This window comes from Paenibacillus pabuli (assembly GCF_039831995.1).
GTDB lineage: Bacteria > Bacillota > Bacilli > Paenibacillales > Paenibacillaceae > Paenibacillus > Paenibacillus pabuli_C.
In genome coordinates this window covers 3,725,587-3,745,362 of the sequence record NZ_JBDOIO010000003.1, presented here as the reverse complement: position 1 = coordinate 3,745,362, position 19,776 = coordinate 3,725,587, and the positions used below count along the sequence as shown (strand labels likewise).

The window sequence follows — 19,776 nt, the reverse complement described above, 5'->3', positions numbered from 1 at the left end:
CTTGTAAAATAAAAATATTTGGGGAAATGCTTTTCTTTACAAAAAAAGCGTTTTCAAAATGAGGATTACCGATTATAATGATGACGTAAGCCCTTTCATATGTCTATCTTTTTGGAGCCATTCGCGACGCGATTGGCTCACTTTTTTTGTTTCTTCTGAATAGAAATGCAGACGTCTTCGTAAAATGGCCATGTTCTGTTTTAAGGCCATAAATGCTGTTATAACGGGGAATCCTGGGCTTGGTTGACCAGGGAGCAGAAGTTGACAAATATAACTGTTATTCCTATAATAACAGTTGAACTTACCTTGTGTTGAAGCACATCGGTGATTGCTGCCGGGAAGGGAGTAAGTGATGAACAGTGAATTTACCATTGCCGTCCATTGTCTGGTCTTTTTGTCCATGAAGGATGAGTGCATGGCGAACAGTGAAGATCTGTCCCATAGTGTCGGTACGCACCCGGCGAGAGTACGCAAGGTTCTAAGTGTGCTGCGGAAGAATGGTTATCTGACCACGAAGGAAGGCGCTCACGGCGGGTACCTGCTCAGTCGGCCGAGTAAGGAGATTAAGCTTGGGGAATTGTACCGTCTCGTTGCCGGTGGCTCACTTGGTCCCAATTGGTGTTCTGGAGAGTCGGGCTCCAATTGTATCGTCTCCTCCAATATGCAGGATGTCATGGGGAGCATCTACGATGGCGGTGAGGAAGCACTAACTTCCTATTTCGACAGCATATCGATTGAGGATGTGAAGCATCGTATCGGAAATGGGGAAGCATGCTCTTCGTCCAAGAATGAGTTGTCGTCGAACGGTTAATTGGCATGGACGTTGTCCCGGTGAAATGAGATTCATGGATGTTTCAGGAGATTCCGGGCATAACGTGAACACAGATGGGTGCGATCGTCTGCGCTGATGTTATTTTCGGAAGGTGGGTATCTCGTAGAGATCACTGGATATGGCCTTGCGAACATAAATGAAACAATAGGATTGGCAATATATAATAAAAAAATATTTGGGGAGTGGAATGAATGTCCAGCATTGAAAACAATGAAACACTGCGCGTGATTAACGAACGTCATTCAGTCAAGAAATATGAAGCCGGTTTTGTTATGCCAGAGGAGGATCTCACTGCAATCCTGACTGCAGCTTCCGAAGCTCCGTCTGCATGGAACCTGCAGCACTGGAAATTCCTTGTGATTGAATCCGAAGCGGACAAGGCTAAATTGCTGCCAATCGCCTATGGTCAAAGTCAAATTACAGACAGCTCCGTTACGATCGCAGTACTCGGAGACCTCGAAGCCAATCGCAATGCCGTGATCTATGATCAGGCTGTTGAAGCAGGCCACTTGAAGCCTGAAATTCGCGACGCGTTGGTTGGTCAAATCAACGGTGCTTATCAAAGCCCGCAAACGGCTCGTGACGAAGCCATCCGCAATGCTTCTTTTGCTTCGCAAAACATTATGCTGGCTGCACGTTCCCTTGGCTATGATACATGCCCAATGGGTGGTTACAACCCGCAGCAACTGATTGAAACATTCAACATTCCACCTCGTTACATTCCTACATTGTTGATCACTGTGGGTAAAGCGGCACAACCGGCGCGTCCGGCAGGTCGTTTCCCATTGTCTGATGTAGTCGTTAGAGGTTCGTTCTAAAAAAATCCGTATGAAACAAATAGCCGCATGTCCCATGAGGGAGCATGCGGCTATTCTGCGTGAAAGGCAGGGGATTAGTACTCAGGCACCGATCATTACTACTTCCTGTCCCCTTAATTGCACTTCTTATTTCTCAGGTGTTTCCGGGATTTGCGGGGCATGGAAGCTTTCCATGTATTCGATGGCGTTGTACATCATGACTGCCGCTTCTGAGCGAGTGATGGTTTCCTTCGGATTGAAGTTGCCATCGGCATCGAGCGTATTGATTTTAAGTACCAGCGAACGCTGAACAGCACCTTGATACTCCGGAGTAAGCTCCTGTTCATCTGTAATATCCACTGGTTTGATGTTAATCATCGGCAGACCGCCTTTGGCTTCGATCCCTTTCATCAGGAACAGCGTGAATTGTTCGCGTGTCATTTCTTTAGCCGGATCAATATCCTTGGGCATCTGAATTCCATTATACTGGGCACGGACGAAGGCATCACTGTACCATACGCCGTCCTTGACATTGCTGAAGGTGTCACTCGGGAGCGGTTGTTTGACAAAACGCATCGTATCCAGGTTCAGATCAAGTCCATCTGCTATAAGCTGTACTCCTTGCGCGGTATTTAATTGCTGTTCCGGCTTGAACAAGCTGTCGCTCACTCCCTTGACCAGTCCATCCTGATGCAGGGCTTCGATTTTGTCAGCCCCTGCAATACCTTGAAGGTCAGTAAAATTGGCTTGTGCAGCGTTAATCGGACCAGCACTCAGAGAGAGTGTGAGCAGAGCTCCGGCAGTTAGAGCAGCTATCCTGTTTTTTTTCATATTGGCAACGCCTCACTTTTCCAGGGTTATTCCCTTTGTATAAAAGCTATTTGCCCCTATAGACGACCCCTGCCTTCAAAAGGTTGCTGCAATTTTCCAAGCGGTTTAATATTTTTGTCTCGGATAACAAGGAGCTACCCGCCTAACCTTTGGATTTGTTACGATACTCCGTGGGTGAACGTCCCATCATCTTGCTGAACAGCCGTGAGAAATAATAGGGGTCCTTGAACCCCAGCTCTGAGCTGATCTGTTTTACGGTCCAATCGGTAAAATCAAGATAACGGCAGGAATGCTGGATTTTGAGTCGCAGGAAATAATCGATGGGTGAATGTCCGGTTGCCTGTTTGAATAATTGTGAATAATGGGGTGCTGATAATTGGGCCTGTGCGGCGAGCTCTTTCAAAGTCACTCCGCGCTCCAGGTGTTCCAGCATATACTGGACAGACTGTTCTGCCGCTCGTTTGCTGCTGACCATGCTGACACCTGTTCCCTGACCATAAGCCAGCATTCCAAGCATATAACCCATAATTTGTGAGGCGTATATCATGGCTTGCAGGGAGTACCCGGTTTCCAGTGCATCATAACATTCATGGAACAGTTCCAGCCATTTTGGGGCTTTGGAAGGGGCGATGGCAGAGATTTTGTTGGCCAGGAGCGGTTCAATATAGGTAAAAGCGTGTTCGCCACGCAGATGAATCCAATAGATGCTCCAAGGTTCTGCCGCGTTTGCCCCATACACGTGGGCCATATGTGCAGGCAGTATGACCAGGTCGCCTGCATGTACAACATGGGGTTTGCTGCCATCCAGTTCATACCATCCTGTTCCTTGAACGCAATACATGAGAATATGGGAGACACATCCTTCAGGTCGATCCCGGTAATGATGCTGTGCTTCATGGAAATATCCGATATCGGTAACATACAGCCCTGAGGTAACAGGGTATCGTGCTGCTTCTTCGAGCAGCGGATCTGGCAGTACGATGAGTTTTTGCATTGGGAATCCAACGGATTTACGCAGTGTGGTTGTACGGCTGTAAGGTCTCATACTTGTATTATGGTTAGGGAGGATGGGGGAGTCAATGACAGATATGCGAGCGTTCACAACATTAACATGACCTTTAGAACGTTGCGTCTGATCTCATGAAGCAGAAGCCGATGAATTGGGTAAGTACATCATAGTGGAACCATTAATCCAGAGCATGCGCCGACTCATGAAGCAAGATAGACATGGAATGGAAAAGAGAAGGAGAGATGAGAGATATGGAACGAGCAGTAACGAATGAAACATTTTTCTATACAGGGACTTATGCGTCAGCGGATCAACCAGGGATTGTTCTGTGCGCGCTGGATGCAGATACGGGTGAGATGAGGATCGTCAGTCACACGGAGGGTGTGGACAACCCATCGTATCTTGCATTATGTCCGGATGCTAATTGTCTGTACGTTGCGAGTGAAACTGACGAGGGAGAGTTATTGGTATATCGCAGGGATGCGGCAACAAGTGAACTGCATCTGATGGACCGCAAGCTGACCAGAGGGTCTTCTCCCTGCTACGTGTCGGTCACACATGATGGCAAATGGGTTCTTACTTCGAACTACAGCAGTGGTAGTGTGAACGTGTTCCCGGTAGGGGACCAAGGGACGCTTGAAGAGATGAGTGCACTGGTTGAACATACCGGTAGAGGGAAGAACGATGATCGTCAGGAAGGACCACATGCTCATTCCATTCAGCCGGACCCGTCCGGACAGTATGCTGTGGTATGTGACCTTGGTCTCGACCAGATTATTGTTTACCGAATGGAAGAGGGACGCCTGGTCACACACCGTGAAACGAATCAGCCTCCTGGTTCAGGACCGAGACATTTGGTTTTCCATCCGAGCGGTAAGTGGGCATATGTCATTAATGAGCTGAACAACACGGTTACTGCATTCATGTATGATGAGCGGAGAGGCGAGTTCAATACGCTGCAGCATATCTCCACGCTGCCTGAGGGACATTCGGGAGAAGGAACAGCTGCAGATATTCGTGTATCGCCTTGTGGCCGTTTCCTGTATGCTTCCAACCGTGGCGATGACAGTATCGTGCTGTATCATATTGATCAAGAATCCGGGAAATTGGAGGCCGTGGAGTGGACGTCGACGATCGGTCAGACCCCTCGTAACTTCAATTTGCTGCCAGGCGGCATTCTGCTCGTGGCCAACCAGGATAGCAACAATATTGTTGCATTTCAAATGGATGGGGAAGATGGTCGTCTGATGCACAATGGATTCAAGCTCGAAGTATCCCGTCCGGTATGTATTACACCTGTGGTATAAGCTGCAGGATGGCAGGTAAGTGGATAGGAAGATGATGAACCGCAAGGCCATGCATGGATCTGAATCCTGCATGGCCTTGACGTTTTTTTTTTTTAGCCCAACACATCCTACAGAAAACTATGATCGTTATTATAAAATTACTAATTTAGACCTATAGATGGAATTAAATGTTTAATTTAAAATGAATGTATTAAAGCGCTTACATAAAAACGACGCTAATGAATGAGACAACGGGCTTACCAATTCAAATTGGGGAGGCTATTATTCTATGTTGAAACGATTGTCTTGGAGAAGGACCCTGCGGATTACCGGAATATCCCTGCTGAGTTCAGCCATGCTGATGACAGCGTTTGGAGCGGGTAACGCACCGGTAACCGAGGCGGCGGGCACGCGTCAGATGGAGTTTTTGGACCGTGGGTTGGTTGCGGTGAAGACGGGTACGGGTGTATTTGTCAGCTGGCGTCTCTTGGGTACGGAAGGATCCAATGTTTCGTTCAATGTATATCGGGATGGGACCAAAGTGAACGCATCCCCCATAACCAATAGCACAAATCTTCAGGATGCAAGTGGGACAAGCAACTCAAAATACACGGTTCGGGCTGTAGTGGGCGGAACCGAGCAGGCGGCGTCGGCCGCAGCCAGTGTATGGGGTAACAGCTACCTGTCCGTGCCCCTCAGCGTACCCGCGGGCGGGACAACACCGGATGGTGTGGCGTACACATATAGTGCCAATGATGCCAGTGCAGGTGATCTGGATGGCGATGGTGAGTATGAACTGATCGTGAAGTGGGACCCATCCAATTCCAAGGATAACTCTCAGAGCGGATATACCGGGGAAGTATTTATCGATGCCTATAAATTGAACGGGACACGTTTATGGCGAATTAGTCTCGGCAAAAATATCCGCGCAGGTGCTCATTATACCCAGTTCATGGTGTATGACCTGGATGGAGACGGTAAGGCCGAGGTTGCTATGAAAACGGCTGATGGCAGCAAGGATGGCACGGGTGCATTCATTGGCGATGCCAGCAAGGATTACCGCAATTCCAGCGGATATGTTCTATCCGGGCCGGAATTCCTGACCATCTTCAACGGGCAGACCGGCAAAGCCCTCTCCACGGTGAATTATGAACCGGCACGTGGCAATGTATCCGATTGGGGAGATAATTATGGCAACCGGGTTGATCGTTTTCTCGCAGCGATTGCCTACCTGGATGGAGAACGCCCAAGCCTGGTCATGACACGCGGATACTACACGCGTACGGTACTCGTAGCCTACAACTGGCGGAATGGGCAGCTGACGAAGCAGTGGACATTTGATTCGAATACATCCGGCAATTCGGGGTACGCCGGACAGGGCAACCATAATTTGAGCGTAGCGGACGTGGATGGAGACGGCAAGGATGAGATTATCTATGGCGCCATGTCGGTGGACGATAACGGGAAAGGGTTGTACACGACTGGGCTCCATCATGGCGATGCCATGCATGTAAGTGACCTGGACCCCGACCGTGCCGGATTGGAAGTATTCCAGGTCCATGAGACCCCATCCAGTGCAGGAGTTGAATTCCGTGATGCACGTACAGGTCAGCTGATCTGGGGCATACCCACAACGAGGGATGTCGGACGCGGCATGGCAGCGGATATCGACCCAAGATATAAGGGTGCGGAAGTATGGGCAGACGGTGGCTTGTACACAGCCAAAGGACAGAAAATCGGAACAACCTTGCCTTCATCCACAAATTTTGGCATCTGGTGGGATGGGGATCTGCTGCGCGAGCTGCTGGACAGCAACCGAATCGATAAGTGGGACTATGCCAACAGCAAAACGGTTAATTTGCTGACAGCGTCAGGTGTTTCCTCTAATAATGGAACGAAATCCACACCGAATCTGCAGGCTGACCTGTTCGGAGACTGGAGGGAAGAGGTGGTATGGCGGACAAGTGATAGCTCTGCCCTGCGGATCTACACCACAACTGCGATCACGGACAAGCGTATCTATACCCTGATGCATGATCCGGTGTATCGTCTTGGTATCGCATGGCAAAATGTGGCCTATAACCAACCGCCACACACCGGTTTTTATTTGGGTGAAGGCATGAGCACACCTCCGGTACCCAATATTCATTATGCAGGAAAGTAAGAGTGAGCCTGACTTAAGGCAACCAGAGCAAGATATAAAGCTAATCCGTTATGCCTGATCAGAGGACAACAGGGAAAATCCTGTTGTCCATTTTTTGTTTCTCTAAATCGGATTGAAATCGTGTAGAAATCGGAAAAAACGTTTGACAGGCTAGAGGGCTGCCCTTATGATATGCATATAACTTACTAAACAGGTAGGAATAATAAAAATGATTGCTTTAACGATTACGGAAGCAGTCATTACAGTCAGATGAGCGTAACATGAACAGAATAACGTTCTCACCGTATAGACGGAGGAACACCGCAGCACATCATTTCTGGATGAAGCATGCACGACCTTGGGTCGGCATGACTTTGTGAGGAAGAAGTGTGCGGGTGGTTCCTCTGTCTTTTGTTCTTTTTACGGTGCGTTCCATGCTGTTCAGCCTGCCTGAGGTAGTCATTGCAGAACCATTCTGGGGGGAGTGTTGTTTATGAAAAAGAGAATTCATAAGGGTATTCTGGTTGGTCTGGCATTGGTATTAACAGGGGTGCTGGCGGCATGCGGGGCGGAGAGCGGCAGCTCCAGCGCAGCAGGAACATCGGGAGAGCAGGATAGCGGCAAGGAAGCTGTCAAAGCCATCGAGCTGCTGAATGTATCTTATGATCCGACGCGGGAGCTGTATGAGCAATATAACAAGGCGTTTGCGGCATATTGGCAAAAAGAAAAAGGCCAGGAAGTGACGATCAAGCAGTCACACGGCGGTTCCGGTAAACAGAGTCGTTCCGTGATTGATGGCTTGGACGCAGATATCGTTACACTGGCACTGGGATATGATATCGATGCAATCGAGGATAAGGGGCTGATTAATGCGGGTTGGCAGGATAAATACGAGCATAACAGCTCCCCGTATACCTCAACCATTGTATTTTTGGTACGCAAAGGCAATCCGAAAGGCATCAAGGACTGGGATGATTTGATCAAAGGAGATACCCAGGTTATCACTCCAAATCCGAAAACGTCCGGTGGAGCAAGATGGAATTACCTGGCGGCATGGGGATATGCGCTGAAGAAAAACAACAATGATGAGGAGAAGGCGAAGGAATTCGTTGGTGAACTCTTCAAGCATGCACCTGTACTTGATTCCGGGGCACGTGGCTCTACGACAACGTTTGTTGAACGTGGTATCGGTGATGTACTGCTTGCCTGGGAGAACGAAGCGTTCTTATCGGTAAAAGAGCTGGGTCCGGACAAATTCGATATTGTTGTACCTTCTGTCAGCATATTGGCTGAACCACCTGTAGCGATCGTGGATAAAAATGCAGATAAAAAGGGCAGTCGCGAGGTGGCAGACGCTTATCTGAAATATCTGTATAGCGAAGAGGGGCAGACCATTGCCGCGGAGAATTACTATCGCCCGACGCTGGATAGCGTGAAGGAAAAATTCAAAGACCAGTTCCCGGATGTTGAACTGTTTACGCTGAAGGATGTATTCGGCACTTGGCGGGATACGCAGGCCAAACATTTCAATGACGGCGGAATCTTTGACCAGATCTATGTTCCAGGCAGTTAAGGTTGAATACGAATAGAGCTCAAGACCATGTAAGCGGCCAACCAGCCCTACCGGCTGAAGGCAGAGAGGATGAACGTCCATGAGCAAGGTGATGGTGGCCCGGAGACGCACACTGCCGGGTTTCGGATTGACAATGGGGTACAGTGTGTTCTACCTGAGCCTGGTTGTGCTTATTCCACTGGCAGCGCTTATCTTTAACTCCACGGGACTGACCTGGTCCACACTGATTGAAACGGCAAGTAACCCACGGGTGCTTGCTTCTTTCAAGGTCAGCTTCCTGACAGCGGGTATAGCTGCCTTAATTAATCTGGTCCTTGGGCTGCTCTTGGCTTGGGTATTGGTCCGGTACGAGTTCCCAGGCAAACGCCTGTTTGATGCGGTCATTGACCTGCCATTTGCCCTGCCTACTGCAGTGGCGGGTGTTGCCCTTACGGCCCTCTATGCCGGAAATGGCTGGATAGGGCAGCTGGTGGAGCCCTTGGGTATCAAGCTGGCGTATTCACAGGCAGGTATTACCCTGGCGCTGATGTTTATCGGCATTCCGTTTGTTGTACGTACGGTACAACCGGTCTTGGAAGAGCTGGAGGCTGAAGTGGAAGAGGCTGCCGCCACGCTGGGAGCAGGGAGATGGCGCATCTTTCGGACGATATTGCTTCCGGACCTGATCCCGCCGCTGCTGACCGGGTTTGCGCTTGCCTTTGCCAGAGGCATTGGGGAATATGGTTCAGTCGTATTTATCTCGGGCAACATGCCGATGAAAACGGAGATTGCACCTCTGCTGATCATGGCGAAGCTGGAGCAGTTCGATTACGCGGGAGCTACGGCTGTAGCTTTGCTGTTGCTGCTGGTTTCTTTTGTCCTGCTGCTGGTGATTAACTCTCTTCAGCGCTGGAGCAGGAAGGCAGGCCGGGCATAGATTATCGTAGGCTAACCTATATAAGTTAAACTTACATTTACACCATAACGGAGTGGACAGAAAAATCTGGAGATAACAGCAATCGGAAGATGTTCTGGCCGTGCAGTGTTCCAGTGTAAAATTATTAGTTCAACTTATATAAACTAAAAGGAGGTACATATTATGGCGGGTTCCGTTCCATTAACGCCTGCTCCCCAAGCGCGAACCGGTCCGGGGCCAAATCGTGCAACCACGGAAGCTCCATGGGTCAAATGGCTGTTGATTGGACTGGCGAGTCTGGTGCTGCTCTGGCTTCTCATTTTGCCTTTAATCATGGTGATGATGGAAGCGCTGAAGCAGGGGTGGGGTGTCTATATTGCAGCACTTACCGAACCGGATGCCATGTCTGCCCTGAAGCTGACACTGCTGGTTGCGGCAATTACCGTGCCACTGAATACGATATTCGGTGTAGTCGCTGCCTGGGTCATAACCAAGTTTCAATTCAAAGGAAAGGGAGTTATGATCACGTTGATTGATCTCCCCTTCTCCATCTCGCCGGTGGTCGGCGGGTTGATCTTTGTGCTGGTATTCGGTTCCAATGGCTGGTTTGGTCCGTGGCTGGCGGAGCATGATATTAAAATTATTTTTGCCTTGCCTGGTATTGTAATTGCAACGTTGTTTATTACCTTTCCTTTTGTGGCGCGAGAGCTCATCCCGTTAATGGAGGATCAGGGGACGCGGGAAGAGGAGGCAGCAGTAACACTCGGCGCTTCTGGATGGCGAATCTTCTGGAATGTCACGCTGCCCAATATCAAGTGGGGGCTGCTGTATGGCATCATTCTGTGTAATGCCCGTGCGATGGGCGAGTTCGGGGCCGTATCCGTGGTTTCGGGACATATCCGCGGAGAGACGAATACACTGCCGTTGCATGTCGAGATTCTGTACAACGAATATCAGTTCTCGGCATCATTCGCTGTCGCTTCCTTATTACTGATTCTGGCTCTGGCAACGCTGCTGCTCAAGAGCTGGCTGGGACACAGAACGGTTTCAGAGAAGTAATCGAGGGTCCGAATTCCGGCCCTTTTCCAACCTTTAAGGGAGAGTTTATGAGTTCATTACATTTCGGTTATGTTTCTTGAAAATACAGATTGACAGCAACTGGAAGCCCTGCTAATGTATAAACCAAGTATATAGGTTGGATAAGAATGAATTATAAGTCGGACGAATGATCATGTGTCAATAATATAGTGGGCAGCAGCCCGGGAAGAGGAGGCGGCTCTATGGCTAAGCCGTTAAAAGTGGATGAGGTATGGATGGATCGAATTGCCGGACAGCTGAATGACATGGAATTCGGCTCGCTTCACATCGTTGTACATGAAGGTCAGATTGTGCAGATGGAGCGGACTGAACGCAAACGATTTGAAAACACGCCTTCAGGCAGCACCTCCAAATCCGGCAGCACCGCGCGAAGCAGCACCCCCCGCTCCTTACGCGGATCGAACGCAAGTGCGAAGGGGTAGAGACTGAGGCGGCACCAGGGAGCAAGGATGGAAGCATAGAATGGCTTGGCGTGATCTACACATATGTTTCGCAAAACAAACGTACTCCTTCAGAAATTCATTGGGAATTCACAGTGCGTTAATGCGACCAAACTATTTTGTGGGATTTGTCTCCATTTGTCCGTTATACCATTCATTAGCCTCAGTCAGTACCTGTTGTCCGCCTGCTTCCATAAATTCCTCTACGAAGGTATCGAAACTTTCAACAGGCTGATCACCGGTGATGATGGAGATGTATGCTCTGTCCCTCATGCTAATCAACTCAGATGAATATTGAATCAGGGCAGGGGTTGCCACCTCCAGATGATTATAGATACCGTTCTCCGTCAATCCTTCAGATGCAGCCCACTGCTCCCGTTTGCCGGAGGGAGCACCGGGAACAGTCATGCCAATACTGGAGCCGATCATATTGTTGTAATTCTCCATATGGTTATATGGGGGAAGAATGTGAAACTCCCCCTCAGATGCAGCGCTCCAATCCCAGTGTTTGCCTGGAAGGCCATATTCCATTTTGATCTGCTCCACCGGATCGGAGTTTGCACTGACATAATCAAGTATTTCGAGAATTTTCTCCAGTTTACCAGGCTCGTTCACAGCATCAGCCCCGAACGTAATAAAACTCATCAGCAGATTGTAGCCTTTTGAGCCACTGAGTCCATCAGGTCCTGTAACAGGAGGACCGAATTCAATGCCTGCAGTGGCGTTCTTCTGTAGGAGTTCATGGACATTGAACATGGCTCCTACGGGGATTTCTTCGCCCTTTTCATTGAGGACGCTATAGTCTCCTTCTTGAGTCCAATGATAATAGTTACCCATCGAGGTCATCCCAATTCTGCTGTTAATAAACGCATGGGACAAATGCTTATATCCACCTTTATTTTCCCCGGTTATAAACTCAGGATCAATAATTCCATCCTTATACCACTTTTGCAGATAAGCCAGGGCTTTCTTCATCTCAGGTTCCAAAGCCCCGATCACGAGTCGGTTATTTTTTTGGTTAAAATACAGCTGTTCAGTAAAAACGGACTGCCCAAAAGCGCCAAAAACGACATTCAAGCCCTCTTTGGACAACCCGTACGTATCCTGTTTTCCATTCCCGTCAGGATCACCTTTGGCGAAAGCATACATAACCGTTTCAAATTCCTCCAGTGTTTCCGGAATATCCAGCCCAAGTTGGTCCAGCCAGTCTTTTCGATATACGACAGGGGTCCGGTAGATGTTAGTCTGATTGATAACCGGAATGCCATATAAGGCACCGTTTATTTTTCCGTACTCCAAGTAACGTGAATCATAATCACGGATCCGCTTTACAATATTAGGCGCATATTCTTCTAGTACATTCTCTGGAATTTCTGCTAAAACCTCTTGCATTTGATATTTAAGCAGATCATGTGGCTGCCTGATCCGAAGAAGATCCGGTATGTTCCCTTGAGCGAGCTCCAAATCCAGCAGGTCCTCATAGCGCTTGTTCTCAAGGTTCCACACCTCTAGATTCACATCAAAAAGATCCTCAATATAGATAATCATTTCGGCATCCTCAGGAACAGCGGTATTTTGATGCATGGTCCAGGAAATCGTATACGGCGGCTCGGTATCCTTCTCGGGTTTTTCAGCGTGTTTCTGCTGCTTCACTTGTACGCTTGGTTCCCCTAAAACGGTACAGCCGCTCATGCATATGGCAAGGATAACTGTTGTTATAAATAGACACAGAGCTCTTGAAAGGTTGAGGTTCATCGTAGCTCCTTCTTCTTTATTTGATATCTGGAACAATATCCAATTGGTAGGGATGACCTATCGGCAACTCAGTTCATCAGGCTGCGCATGAAGTTTTTCGGTGTGCAGCCATGAATCTCTTTGAACTTCTTAATGAAGTAAGCAGAGGTACGGTAACCGACCGTGCTCGCGACCTGCTCAATGGTAAATTCCTGTTGTGCGATGAGTTCGCGTGCGCGTTCCATTCTCTGATTCGTGACATATTCCGAATAGGCGATACCGGTTTCTTCCTTGAAAATCTTACTGAGATACTTGGGGCTGATAAACACTTGTTCAGCGACATGATCCAGCGTGAGATCGCCCGAAATGTGCTCGCGAACATAGGCTTTGACAGCCGAAATGGTATCCGGGCTCCTTACCTCGCTTCGTTTCTCCATATGCATAACAAATTCGGTTACCAGATGAATCATCCATTCCGAATACCGGTTGATATTGTAGAACGTGGAATATTGCTTGTACAAATTCATCGAGCTCGCCTCGGCGGGCTGCCAACGCACCTGACTGATGCAGTCAGCGTAAATGGAAACCATTTTTAATAAAATAATGCGACTGTATTCGGCTGAATACATGCCTTCCTTGATTGTCGATATCACATCCTGAATGGCCTGGACCGTACCGTCCACATCACGGGATTGCAATTTCTTCTCAAAATTCATGAGGTACGCATCCGGAATTTCCAAACTGCTGTTTTCCCTGTCCAAAAGATCAAGATCTTGAATCGCAGACAGAGCGGGAAAGAAATAGCTGTATTGGATCAAGGCTCTCGCCTCATGATAGCTTGTGTGGATCTTCGTGAAATGCTCTACCCAGCCGCCTAACGATAATGCAAAATCCAGACCGAATCTGCTTCTCGCCTCGGAGTGAATAACGTTTACAATATGATCAGAAAGAGGCTCTTCGAGTTGATTCGTACAGATGATCACTGCTATTTTGTGATCCTGCAATTCTTCCGCGAGCAGCTTTGTCTCAGCAATTTCTGCTGTCTCCAGCTGCTGAATCATGGTGTACAACGTATGCTGCAGCTGTCGTGGCTGCAGTTCCTTCCACTTCTCACTGACGGGATCAATGACGATGCAGCGAAAGCGGGAGTAGGCCATCGAAACCTGAACAGATTGCAGTTGTTCCGTAAGTTCCTCGGGTGTAAATCGGTTATTTAACATATTCAGCATGATACTGTGCTTAATCATCTTGTGATTGGCCTGCAGCGTTTCTTCAAGACTGTCGACTTTAATGGAAAGGCTGCTGATAGCAGAATCAATGAACCGATATTCATTCTGCTTCAGGTTGCTGGGGCTATCCATCCTGCCCTTGATATTATTCAGGATTCGCTTAAGAGGACTATAATTAGCAACGGTGAAGACTAACGACATGGCCATTCCAACCGCAATAGCAAGCAAACCCAGAAGAACAGAGACCTCCTTTAAGCTATCGAGCTTATAATAGAAGCTTTTATTCGGAGTGGTCGTGTATATCCTCCATCCGTTCTCTTTAAATTGATCCTGGGAAACAACATAAGAATCATGATTAAATATTTGCGTGAAGCTCTCCTCTGAAGAAGGAATGGAGAGCAACGATTGAAGCAGATTCTCGTTCGTGGAGCTGCCTAACATCGATTTATCAGCCGCAGAAATGACGATTCCATCCTGATCTACGATGTATGTATTTTCATAGTCGGCAGGGATCATATTTTGAATGATCTGACTAATTGTCGATTCTTTGATATCAATCGCAATCATGACCTTACTGTCTTGTCCAGAGGATCGAAACGGGTAACCGTGGACATAGGAGATTAAAGGACTCATGTCGCTCTGTTCAGGCGATTCGATATAAGCATCCTGAGGAACCATGCGAGTCTGCATCCATAAGGAGCTTTTTTCACTCTCTTTCATTGCTTCAATCCAGTCCGCTGTAGGATTCATGCTGGAAGGAGTGTTCTCATAGAGCATCAGCCCATGTACAGATGAGATCATAAAATGATTCTTTGTATCGTACACATGAATGGCCTGAATCAGGTCGGAATAATTTTGCACCTGACTTTTGAGCAGCTGCTCAATGTCCAGAATTTTGCTGTGGTTTCCTTGTAAGCTATCCAAATGAATGCTGACGGGGCTGCCCAAGGCTAGAGAAAGATAGACCTGATTCACCTTCTGGATAACGGAGCTCTCGATATAATTGACAGTACTTTGCAGCAGCAATTGTTTATTGATTCGAATCTCCTTGCTGTATTGATGGGAGAAGAAGACATATAAGATAGAACCAAAAAGAAGCGCAATGACAAGGACGACAGCAAGATAGGAAAGAACCATCCTGGATCTTACAGACTGGAAGAGCTTGCGCATTCTTTTTCCTCCTTCATCACTGGTTTCTAGACAACTTCATCATTATATAATAGCCCCGGGACTAGAAATCATGTTGATCGAAATTTAACAAACACAACCCAAATAATTTACGCTCCGTTAATCTAAATTTACAAACATCTATACTATAGATAACGATTCTATTATTCACTCTTTTTTGGGGAGAGTACACATGCCAAAACGTACGAATTTGATATAAAACGGAATTTGTTCTATAGATGCCAGGCTCCCCTGGGTGCTAAAGTTAACCCCAGATCAGACACGGAATGAATGGAGACCATCCTACACATTCGCTGATGAAGTCGAAAAATTACGATTATGGGAGCGTGTATTTGCAGGCCATGAGAAAACCACTTAAAAAATCACTGGCATTACTTCTAATGTTGTCTATGGTAAGCCCGACGTTTGCAGATCGGAGTTTTGCAGCCGATCAGAAGATTCAGTTCTCTGATATTAAGGGACACTGGGCGGAAGCAAACATTCAAGCATGGGGTGATGAAGGACTGATTCGAGGTTATTTGGATCGTTCATTCAAACCAAACAACGAGATTACTAGAGCAGAATTTATGAATCTAGTGAATGGTGCTTTTGGATATGCAGGACAAGCTGCTATTAACTTTAATGATGTTTCTGAGGATGCATGGTATTACCAGGCGGTTTCTACAGCTAATGCAGCTGGATATATGGATGGTTATACGGACCAAACAATGAAGCCTCAAAATCCGATCACACGTCAGGAAGCGGCAAAAATCATCGCTGGCATTCTGAATCTGGACCTGAATGAGGGAGCTGCAAATGCATTTAGCGATGCTTCGTCCATTGCGGATTGGAGCAAAGGAGCTGTAGGCGGAACTGCAGCAGCAAAAATTATATCCGGATATTCAGATGGAAGCTTTAAACCTCTTCAGTCCATCACGCGTGCAGAAGCTGTAAGTGCACTTTTTAATGCCTTGGAAATGGATTCCAATACAGATGCTAAACCATCCAAGCCAAAGGGAACGGCTAGTGTGCTGAATGTTGAAGCTCCTGCCGAAGAAGCTCGTTTATCTGCGGTCGAACATGGAGGGAATGCGGAAGACGGCACGTTGAAAAATATCGCGGCAACAAATCCATTTATTGATATTTTGGATGGTTTTGAACAAGTCTGGTCCATGAACCAATCAGATTGGAGAGATGGAACAGCCGCAACGAAACCGGGAGTAAAGGGAGAGGTTGCCAAGTATGGAGATGGACCAACCCCATATTATGATGGCTTTAAAAATGATCAAAAAACAGCTGTAGCAGATCAGAAAACATTCGCGAACGAAGAGATTCGAGATAAAGCGACTTGGGTTGCCAATATCAAATATGTAGAAGATGTTACGCAAAATCGTACCGATGAAGAGGCCTTAGCCGCGTATTATGATGACCAAAGAGATAAGATCTACAGTATGATGGAGGCTTTCGGGCCGCTGGCTAACACGTATGTAGACATCGTCAAGCCAACGACAAGCGTTGAGAGAGACATCAATGACATGGATGTTGTATTGACAGAAGAAACGGCAGAAGACCAAAGCCAGGGAATTGGAAGTGACTGGGCGAAGACGGAGCTTGCAGACATGGTAGCTCTGGTGGATTTGGTTCGATTCAAAATCCCTTCATCCTCCAACCCTTCGAAATACTTCTACTCGTCTCCAAGACCATGGAGAATGAATTCAGACGGAGAAGTGAAAGAGGTAGTCGATGAAAGTGGTTTGGCTGTGTGGGAAACATTAGGTGAAGGTGAAGTGAAAGAAGAACCTTTGGCTTCAGGTGGAACAAAAACAACAGGCGAAAAGCACTTCCAGCAATACGAAAGTAATGTTGAAATTATCCCAGCGTTAAGTTATGTAAGGAGAATAGCTGAGGATGGACGAGGAAAGGACGGAGCTTATCCGAGCGGGCATACGAGTGCTTCGTACCTATCTGTTCTTCCTTTTGCCTACGCTACGCCAGAACGATTCTCTGAATTTTTAACGAGAGCTGCCCAAATGGGTGAAAATCGAATTGTGACTGGGATGCACTCCCCGCTTGATGTAATAGGTGCTAGAATACAAGCGACAGCCATGACTGCATATGCATTCAATAAGGAAGAGAACCAAGAATTGATGGAGAAGGCATATGATAATGCAGGAGAGGTATTTGGAGCATTAGCACAGGAAGAAAATATGAGTTTATATGATTATGCACACACCGTAACAGAGGACTATACATTCAAAAGTGCATACGATGAAAAGAAATGGGAAGATCATGACGCCAACAAAGCCTTCTACAGAGAAAAACTCACGTATGGTCTGCCACAAACAGGGATCAAAGGTTTGGCTCCTGAAGTGCCGCAGGGTGCAGAAGCTCTATTAAAAACACGTCAGCCTTATTTGACCGATGAGCAGCGTAGAGAAGTATTGTATACGACATCCATTGATTCCGGTTATCCGGTACTGGACGAATCAAAGGGTTGGGGCAGATTGGATTTGGTGACAGCAGCGGATGGCTATGGTGCATTCTTGAACAACGTAACCGTGGATATGGATGCTTCCAAAGGGCGTTTCAATGCAGAGGATTGGTGGAGAAATGACATCTCCGGCAGTGGAATGCTGACGAAAAAGGGAACAGGAACGCTTACCATGACAGGGAATAACAGTTATACAGGCGGAACATTGCTGCAAGCAGGAACACTGGTGGCTGAATCTGCAACTGCTTTGGGTCAGGGTGATCTGTATGTGGAGAATGGAAAGGTCATCGTTCATGCGGATGGAGCATTGCAATTAAATAGAAACTTTACTATGGACAACGGAACGTTGGAAATGGTTATGGACGATGATAACAGTCAGATTAATGTTGGCAAAAAGCTGTATCTCGATGGAGGAAGCCTCCATCTGGACCTGTCCAACTATAAGATTGAAGGTTCCAAAGATATTACTTTAATCACGGCTAATGTAATTAAAGGTGAATTCGACCAAGTAACTGCGGATGGTTATGACGTTCAGGTTACTTACGAAAAGGATCGCATCATTGCACATGTTGTAGCCAAATAAGCTAACTCATTTTTGTCGAAGCACTACTATCTTTATAAAGGAAAGGGCTGAACTACGTCGTAGTCCAGCCCTTTTTGCATGCTAAGAAACAAAGGATTCAGTTAATGAGAGTCCCGGCTCATCGATTGGTTAACAAAGGTACTAATACAAAAGAGGATGATCCCGAGTTATTCGCCAGTATGGGTACTCGTTTTACGTGTTGGATTCACTTCCAGCTCAGCAGCGGTCTCCTTCGTTGGTTCCAGCTCGGTATGACCTGCGTAAGGGCGATCACTCCGTGGGCGGGTTCCGGTAAACCCGAATCCTGAAACGAAGAAGATCACCTGTAATCCCAGGGCATAGGGAGCAGCAGCAAGATCAATCAGATGGAGCAATGAGCATAGCACAATCAGTAATGAGAGTATTTTGGTTACTGTACCTGATGTATCGCGGCGCATGCTGGTCCAGAGCAGATAACCATACATTATGGTAATCATTAAGGAAACCGCACGTAACCACGGCAGGACGCTCTCCCATGACGCTGCGGAAACGTCCAACAGTCGCTGATGGAACACGAGATCAGCGAACAGAAACAGTGTAGCAGCCAGTGCAGCTGGTTCGGCTAGAGGCCGAAAGATTGTCCAGATGGCTTGTCCCCAATGATCCGTTCGGGTATCTTGGCTGAGTTCGTCGGATAATGCTGTACACTCTCGTTCCAATGCTCTCTGCATCAGCGAGAGTCTGGCAGGATCATGCTCCTTGATGCAGTCTCGGATCTGATCCTGTAACGGAGAGGAGAGGCCAGATGCCGATTTGCAGGCTAACATGGCCATTAACAGCTCATGTTGTTCATTTTCTGGAAATGGATATTTTTGATGTTCCAGGATGGTGAGTTTTCCCAAGAGGGTTGTGCTTATGTATAATGTATCTCGTATCCTTCGCATTCGCCTTTCGTGGCTGCGGCGAATTTCAGTGGCTGACCATATGTATATCACCAGAAGCAAAGCCATGACTCCAAACAGCACAGCCTCAGCGCCCGGGCGCGATAGTAGATCTTCAATCCAAGGGTGAAACACACGTTTTCCTCCTTTGCACGAACTTGACGTATCTTGAAACACGCTTCACGTAAGCTTTCTCTCACTATTACACAGGAAGTAGATGAATTCAAGCAGAAAGGGGAACTATTCATGGATCAGGTGAATATTGAACACAATCCACCCACAGCAGCGGAGTATCTTGCCTTGCGACAAATTGCCGGTCTCAGTGCGATGAGCAAGGAGGGAGCAGAAATTGGACTGCCGAACAGTCTTTTTGCCGTATGTTTACGTAAAGAGGATGCACTGGTAGGCATGGGCAGGGTTATTGGAGATGGAGGCTGTTTCTTTCAGGTGGTGGATATTGCTGTCCACCCGGATGTTCAGGGCAGGGGGTATGGCAAGTTGATTATGAGCGAGATCATGAATTACTTGCATGAACATGTGCCTGCTCGAGGCTTGGTGAGTCTTCTTGCGGATGTACCTGCAGATCGCCTGTACTCCCAATTTGGCTTCACCTATACCCGCCCGAGATCGGAAGGCATGTGGTGGAAGCAAGGGGAGGATGGACCGATATAATTTAGTCATCCCGATCGTTAAGCCGCCCTAGCGGCTTTTTTGCTGTGTAAAAAATGCAGTGGATGTAGAAGATAGG

General features: G+C 47.5%; 15 protein-coding genes. 10 read left to right on the top strand and 5 right to left on the bottom strand.

What is annotated here, in order from left to right; genetic code table 11:
- Nucleotides 1-352 precede the first annotated feature (352 nt).
- Both ABGV42_RS18765 and ABGV42_RS18760 read left to right on the top strand, forming a co-directional pair.
- Complete coding sequence (locus tag ABGV42_RS18765) at nucleotides 353-811, top strand: Rrf2 family transcriptional regulator (protein ID WP_347382988.1); 459 nt, start codon at nucleotides 353-355, stop codon at nucleotides 809-811.
- Between the two features lie 212 nt (nucleotides 812-1,023).
- Nucleotides 1,024-1,650, top strand: a complete 627-nt coding sequence (locus tag ABGV42_RS18760) for a nitroreductase family protein (RefSeq protein ID WP_347382987.1) — start codon at nucleotides 1,024-1,026, stop codon at nucleotides 1,648-1,650.
- Nucleotides 1,651-1,776: 126 nt separating this feature from the next.
- On the opposite strand, the gene ABGV42_RS18755 is transcribed toward ABGV42_RS18760, so the two are convergent.
- Together ABGV42_RS18755 and ABGV42_RS18750 are read right to left on the bottom strand one after the other, a co-directional pair.
- Complete coding sequence (locus ABGV42_RS18755) at nucleotides 1,777-2,460, bottom strand: S-layer homology domain-containing protein (protein WP_347382986.1); 684 nt, start codon at nucleotides 2,458-2,460, stop codon at nucleotides 1,777-1,779.
- A 142-nt stretch (nucleotides 2,461-2,602) separates the two neighbouring features.
- Nucleotides 2,603-3,454: an AraC family transcriptional regulator gene (locus ABGV42_RS18750; RefSeq protein WP_347382985.1), complete on the bottom strand. Its 852-nt coding sequence runs from the start codon at nucleotides 3,452-3,454 to the stop codon at nucleotides 2,603-2,605.
- 266 nt (nucleotides 3,455-3,720) lie between these two features.
- On the opposite strand from ABGV42_RS18750, the gene ABGV42_RS18745 reads away from it, so the two are divergent.
- The 6 genes from ABGV42_RS18745 to ABGV42_RS18720 all read left to right on the top strand — a co-directional run bounded on the left by ABGV42_RS18745 (nucleotide 3,721) and on the right by ABGV42_RS18720 (nucleotide 10,886).
- Entirely contained in the window at nucleotides 3,721-4,776 is a 1,056-nt protein-coding gene (locus ABGV42_RS18745) for a lactonase family protein (protein WP_347382984.1), read from the top strand.
- A gap of 334 nt (nucleotides 4,777-5,110) precedes the next feature.
- Nucleotides 5,111-6,919 (top strand): rhamnogalacturonan lyase, encoded by a 1,809-nt coding sequence (locus tag ABGV42_RS18740; RefSeq protein WP_431523658.1) that lies wholly within the window; start codon nucleotides 5,111-5,113, stop codon nucleotides 6,917-6,919.
- Nucleotides 6,920-7,391: 472 nt separating this feature from the next.
- Entirely contained in the window at nucleotides 7,392-8,471 is a 1,080-nt protein-coding gene (locus ABGV42_RS18735; protein ID WP_347382983.1) for a sulfate ABC transporter substrate-binding protein, read from the top strand.
- A 79-nt stretch (nucleotides 8,472-8,550) separates the two neighbouring features.
- On the top strand, nucleotides 8,551-9,387 hold the full coding sequence (cysT, locus tag ABGV42_RS18730; protein ID WP_347382982.1) for a sulfate ABC transporter permease subunit CysT: 837 nt from the start codon (nucleotides 8,551-8,553) through the stop codon (nucleotides 9,385-9,387).
- A 162-nt stretch (nucleotides 9,388-9,549) separates the two neighbouring features.
- Nucleotides 9,550-10,425 carry a sulfate ABC transporter permease subunit CysW gene (cysW, locus tag ABGV42_RS18725; protein ID WP_347382981.1) on the top strand — a complete coding sequence of 292 codons (876 nt, stop codon included), beginning with the start codon at nucleotides 9,550-9,552 and terminating at the stop codon, nucleotides 10,423-10,425.
- Between the two features lie 221 nt (nucleotides 10,426-10,646).
- On the top strand, nucleotides 10,647-10,886 hold the full coding sequence (locus ABGV42_RS18720; protein ID WP_347382980.1) for a YezD family protein: 240 nt from the start codon (nucleotides 10,647-10,649) through the stop codon (nucleotides 10,884-10,886).
- A gap of 132 nt (nucleotides 10,887-11,018) precedes the next feature.
- Here the strand turns inward: ABGV42_RS18720 and ABGV42_RS18715 are convergent, their stop codons facing one another.
- Both ABGV42_RS18715 and ABGV42_RS18710 read right to left on the bottom strand, forming a co-directional pair.
- A complete protein-coding gene (locus tag ABGV42_RS18715; protein ID WP_347382979.1) occupies nucleotides 11,019-12,557 on the bottom strand; it encodes an extracellular solute-binding protein in 1,539 nt (512 codons plus the stop codon).
- 170 nt (nucleotides 12,558-12,727) lie between these two features.
- On the bottom strand, nucleotides 12,728-15,037 hold the full coding sequence (locus ABGV42_RS18710; RefSeq protein WP_347382978.1) for an AraC family transcriptional regulator: 2,310 nt from the start codon (nucleotides 15,035-15,037) through the stop codon (nucleotides 12,728-12,730).
- A 359-nt stretch (nucleotides 15,038-15,396) separates the two neighbouring features.
- On the opposite strand from ABGV42_RS18710, the gene ABGV42_RS18705 reads away from it, so the two are divergent.
- Complete coding sequence (locus tag ABGV42_RS18705; RefSeq protein ID WP_347383289.1) at nucleotides 15,397-18,108, top strand: S-layer homology domain-containing protein; 2,712 nt, start codon at nucleotides 15,397-15,399, stop codon at nucleotides 18,106-18,108.
- 167 nt (nucleotides 18,109-18,275) lie between these two features.
- Here the strand turns inward: ABGV42_RS18705 and ABGV42_RS18700 are convergent, their stop codons facing one another.
- Nucleotides 18,276-19,163, bottom strand: a complete 888-nt coding sequence (locus ABGV42_RS18700; RefSeq protein WP_347382977.1) for a hypothetical protein — start codon at nucleotides 19,161-19,163, stop codon at nucleotides 18,276-18,278.
- Nucleotides 19,164-19,274: 111 nt separating this feature from the next.
- On the opposite strand from ABGV42_RS18700, the gene ABGV42_RS18695 reads away from it, so the two are divergent.
- The gene (locus ABGV42_RS18695) at nucleotides 19,275-19,700 is read left to right on the top strand and encodes a GNAT family N-acetyltransferase (protein WP_347382976.1); all 426 of its coding nucleotides are present in this window, start codon (nucleotides 19,275-19,277) and stop codon (nucleotides 19,698-19,700) included.
- The last annotated feature ends 76 nt before the right edge of the window (nucleotides 19,701-19,776 follow it).

Bases quoted from the DNA above. Each gene is read 5' to 3' on its own strand.
- ABGV42_RS18765 (WP_347382988.1), top strand. From the start codon at position 353: ATGAACAGTGAATTTACCATTGCCGTCCATTGTCTGGTCTTTTTGTCC.
- ABGV42_RS18760 (WP_347382987.1), top strand. From the start codon at position 1,024: ATGTCCAGCATTGAAAACAATGAAACACTGCGCGTGATTAACGAACGT.
- ABGV42_RS18755 (WP_347382986.1), bottom strand. From the start codon at position 2,460: ATGAAAAAAAACAGGATAGCTGCTCTAACTGCCGGAGCTCTGCTCACA.
- ABGV42_RS18750 (WP_347382985.1), bottom strand. From the start codon at position 3,454: ATGCAAAAACTCATCGTACTGCCAGATCCGCTGCTCGAAGAAGCAGCA.
- ABGV42_RS18745 (WP_347382984.1), top strand. From the start codon at position 3,721: ATGGAACGAGCAGTAACGAATGAAACATTTTTCTATACAGGGACTTAT.
- ABGV42_RS18740 (WP_431523658.1), top strand. From the start codon at position 5,111: ATGCTGATGACAGCGTTTGGAGCGGGTAACGCACCGGTAACCGAGGCG.
- ABGV42_RS18735 (WP_347382983.1), top strand. From the start codon at position 7,392: ATGAAAAAGAGAATTCATAAGGGTATTCTGGTTGGTCTGGCATTGGTA.
- cysT (WP_347382982.1), top strand. From the start codon at position 8,551: ATGAGCAAGGTGATGGTGGCCCGGAGACGCACACTGCCGGGTTTCGGA.
- cysW (WP_347382981.1), top strand. From the start codon at position 9,550: ATGGCGGGTTCCGTTCCATTAACGCCTGCTCCCCAAGCGCGAACCGGT.
- ABGV42_RS18720 (WP_347382980.1), top strand. From the start codon at position 10,647: ATGGCTAAGCCGTTAAAAGTGGATGAGGTATGGATGGATCGAATTGCC.
- ABGV42_RS18710 (WP_347382978.1), bottom strand. From the start codon at position 15,037: ATGCGCAAGCTCTTCCAGTCTGTAAGATCCAGGATGGTTCTTTCCTAT.
- ABGV42_RS18705 (WP_347383289.1), top strand. From the start codon at position 15,397: ATGAGAAAACCACTTAAAAAATCACTGGCATTACTTCTAATGTTGTCT.
- ABGV42_RS18695 (WP_347382976.1), top strand. From the start codon at position 19,275: ATGGATCAGGTGAATATTGAACACAATCCACCCACAGCAGCGGAGTAT.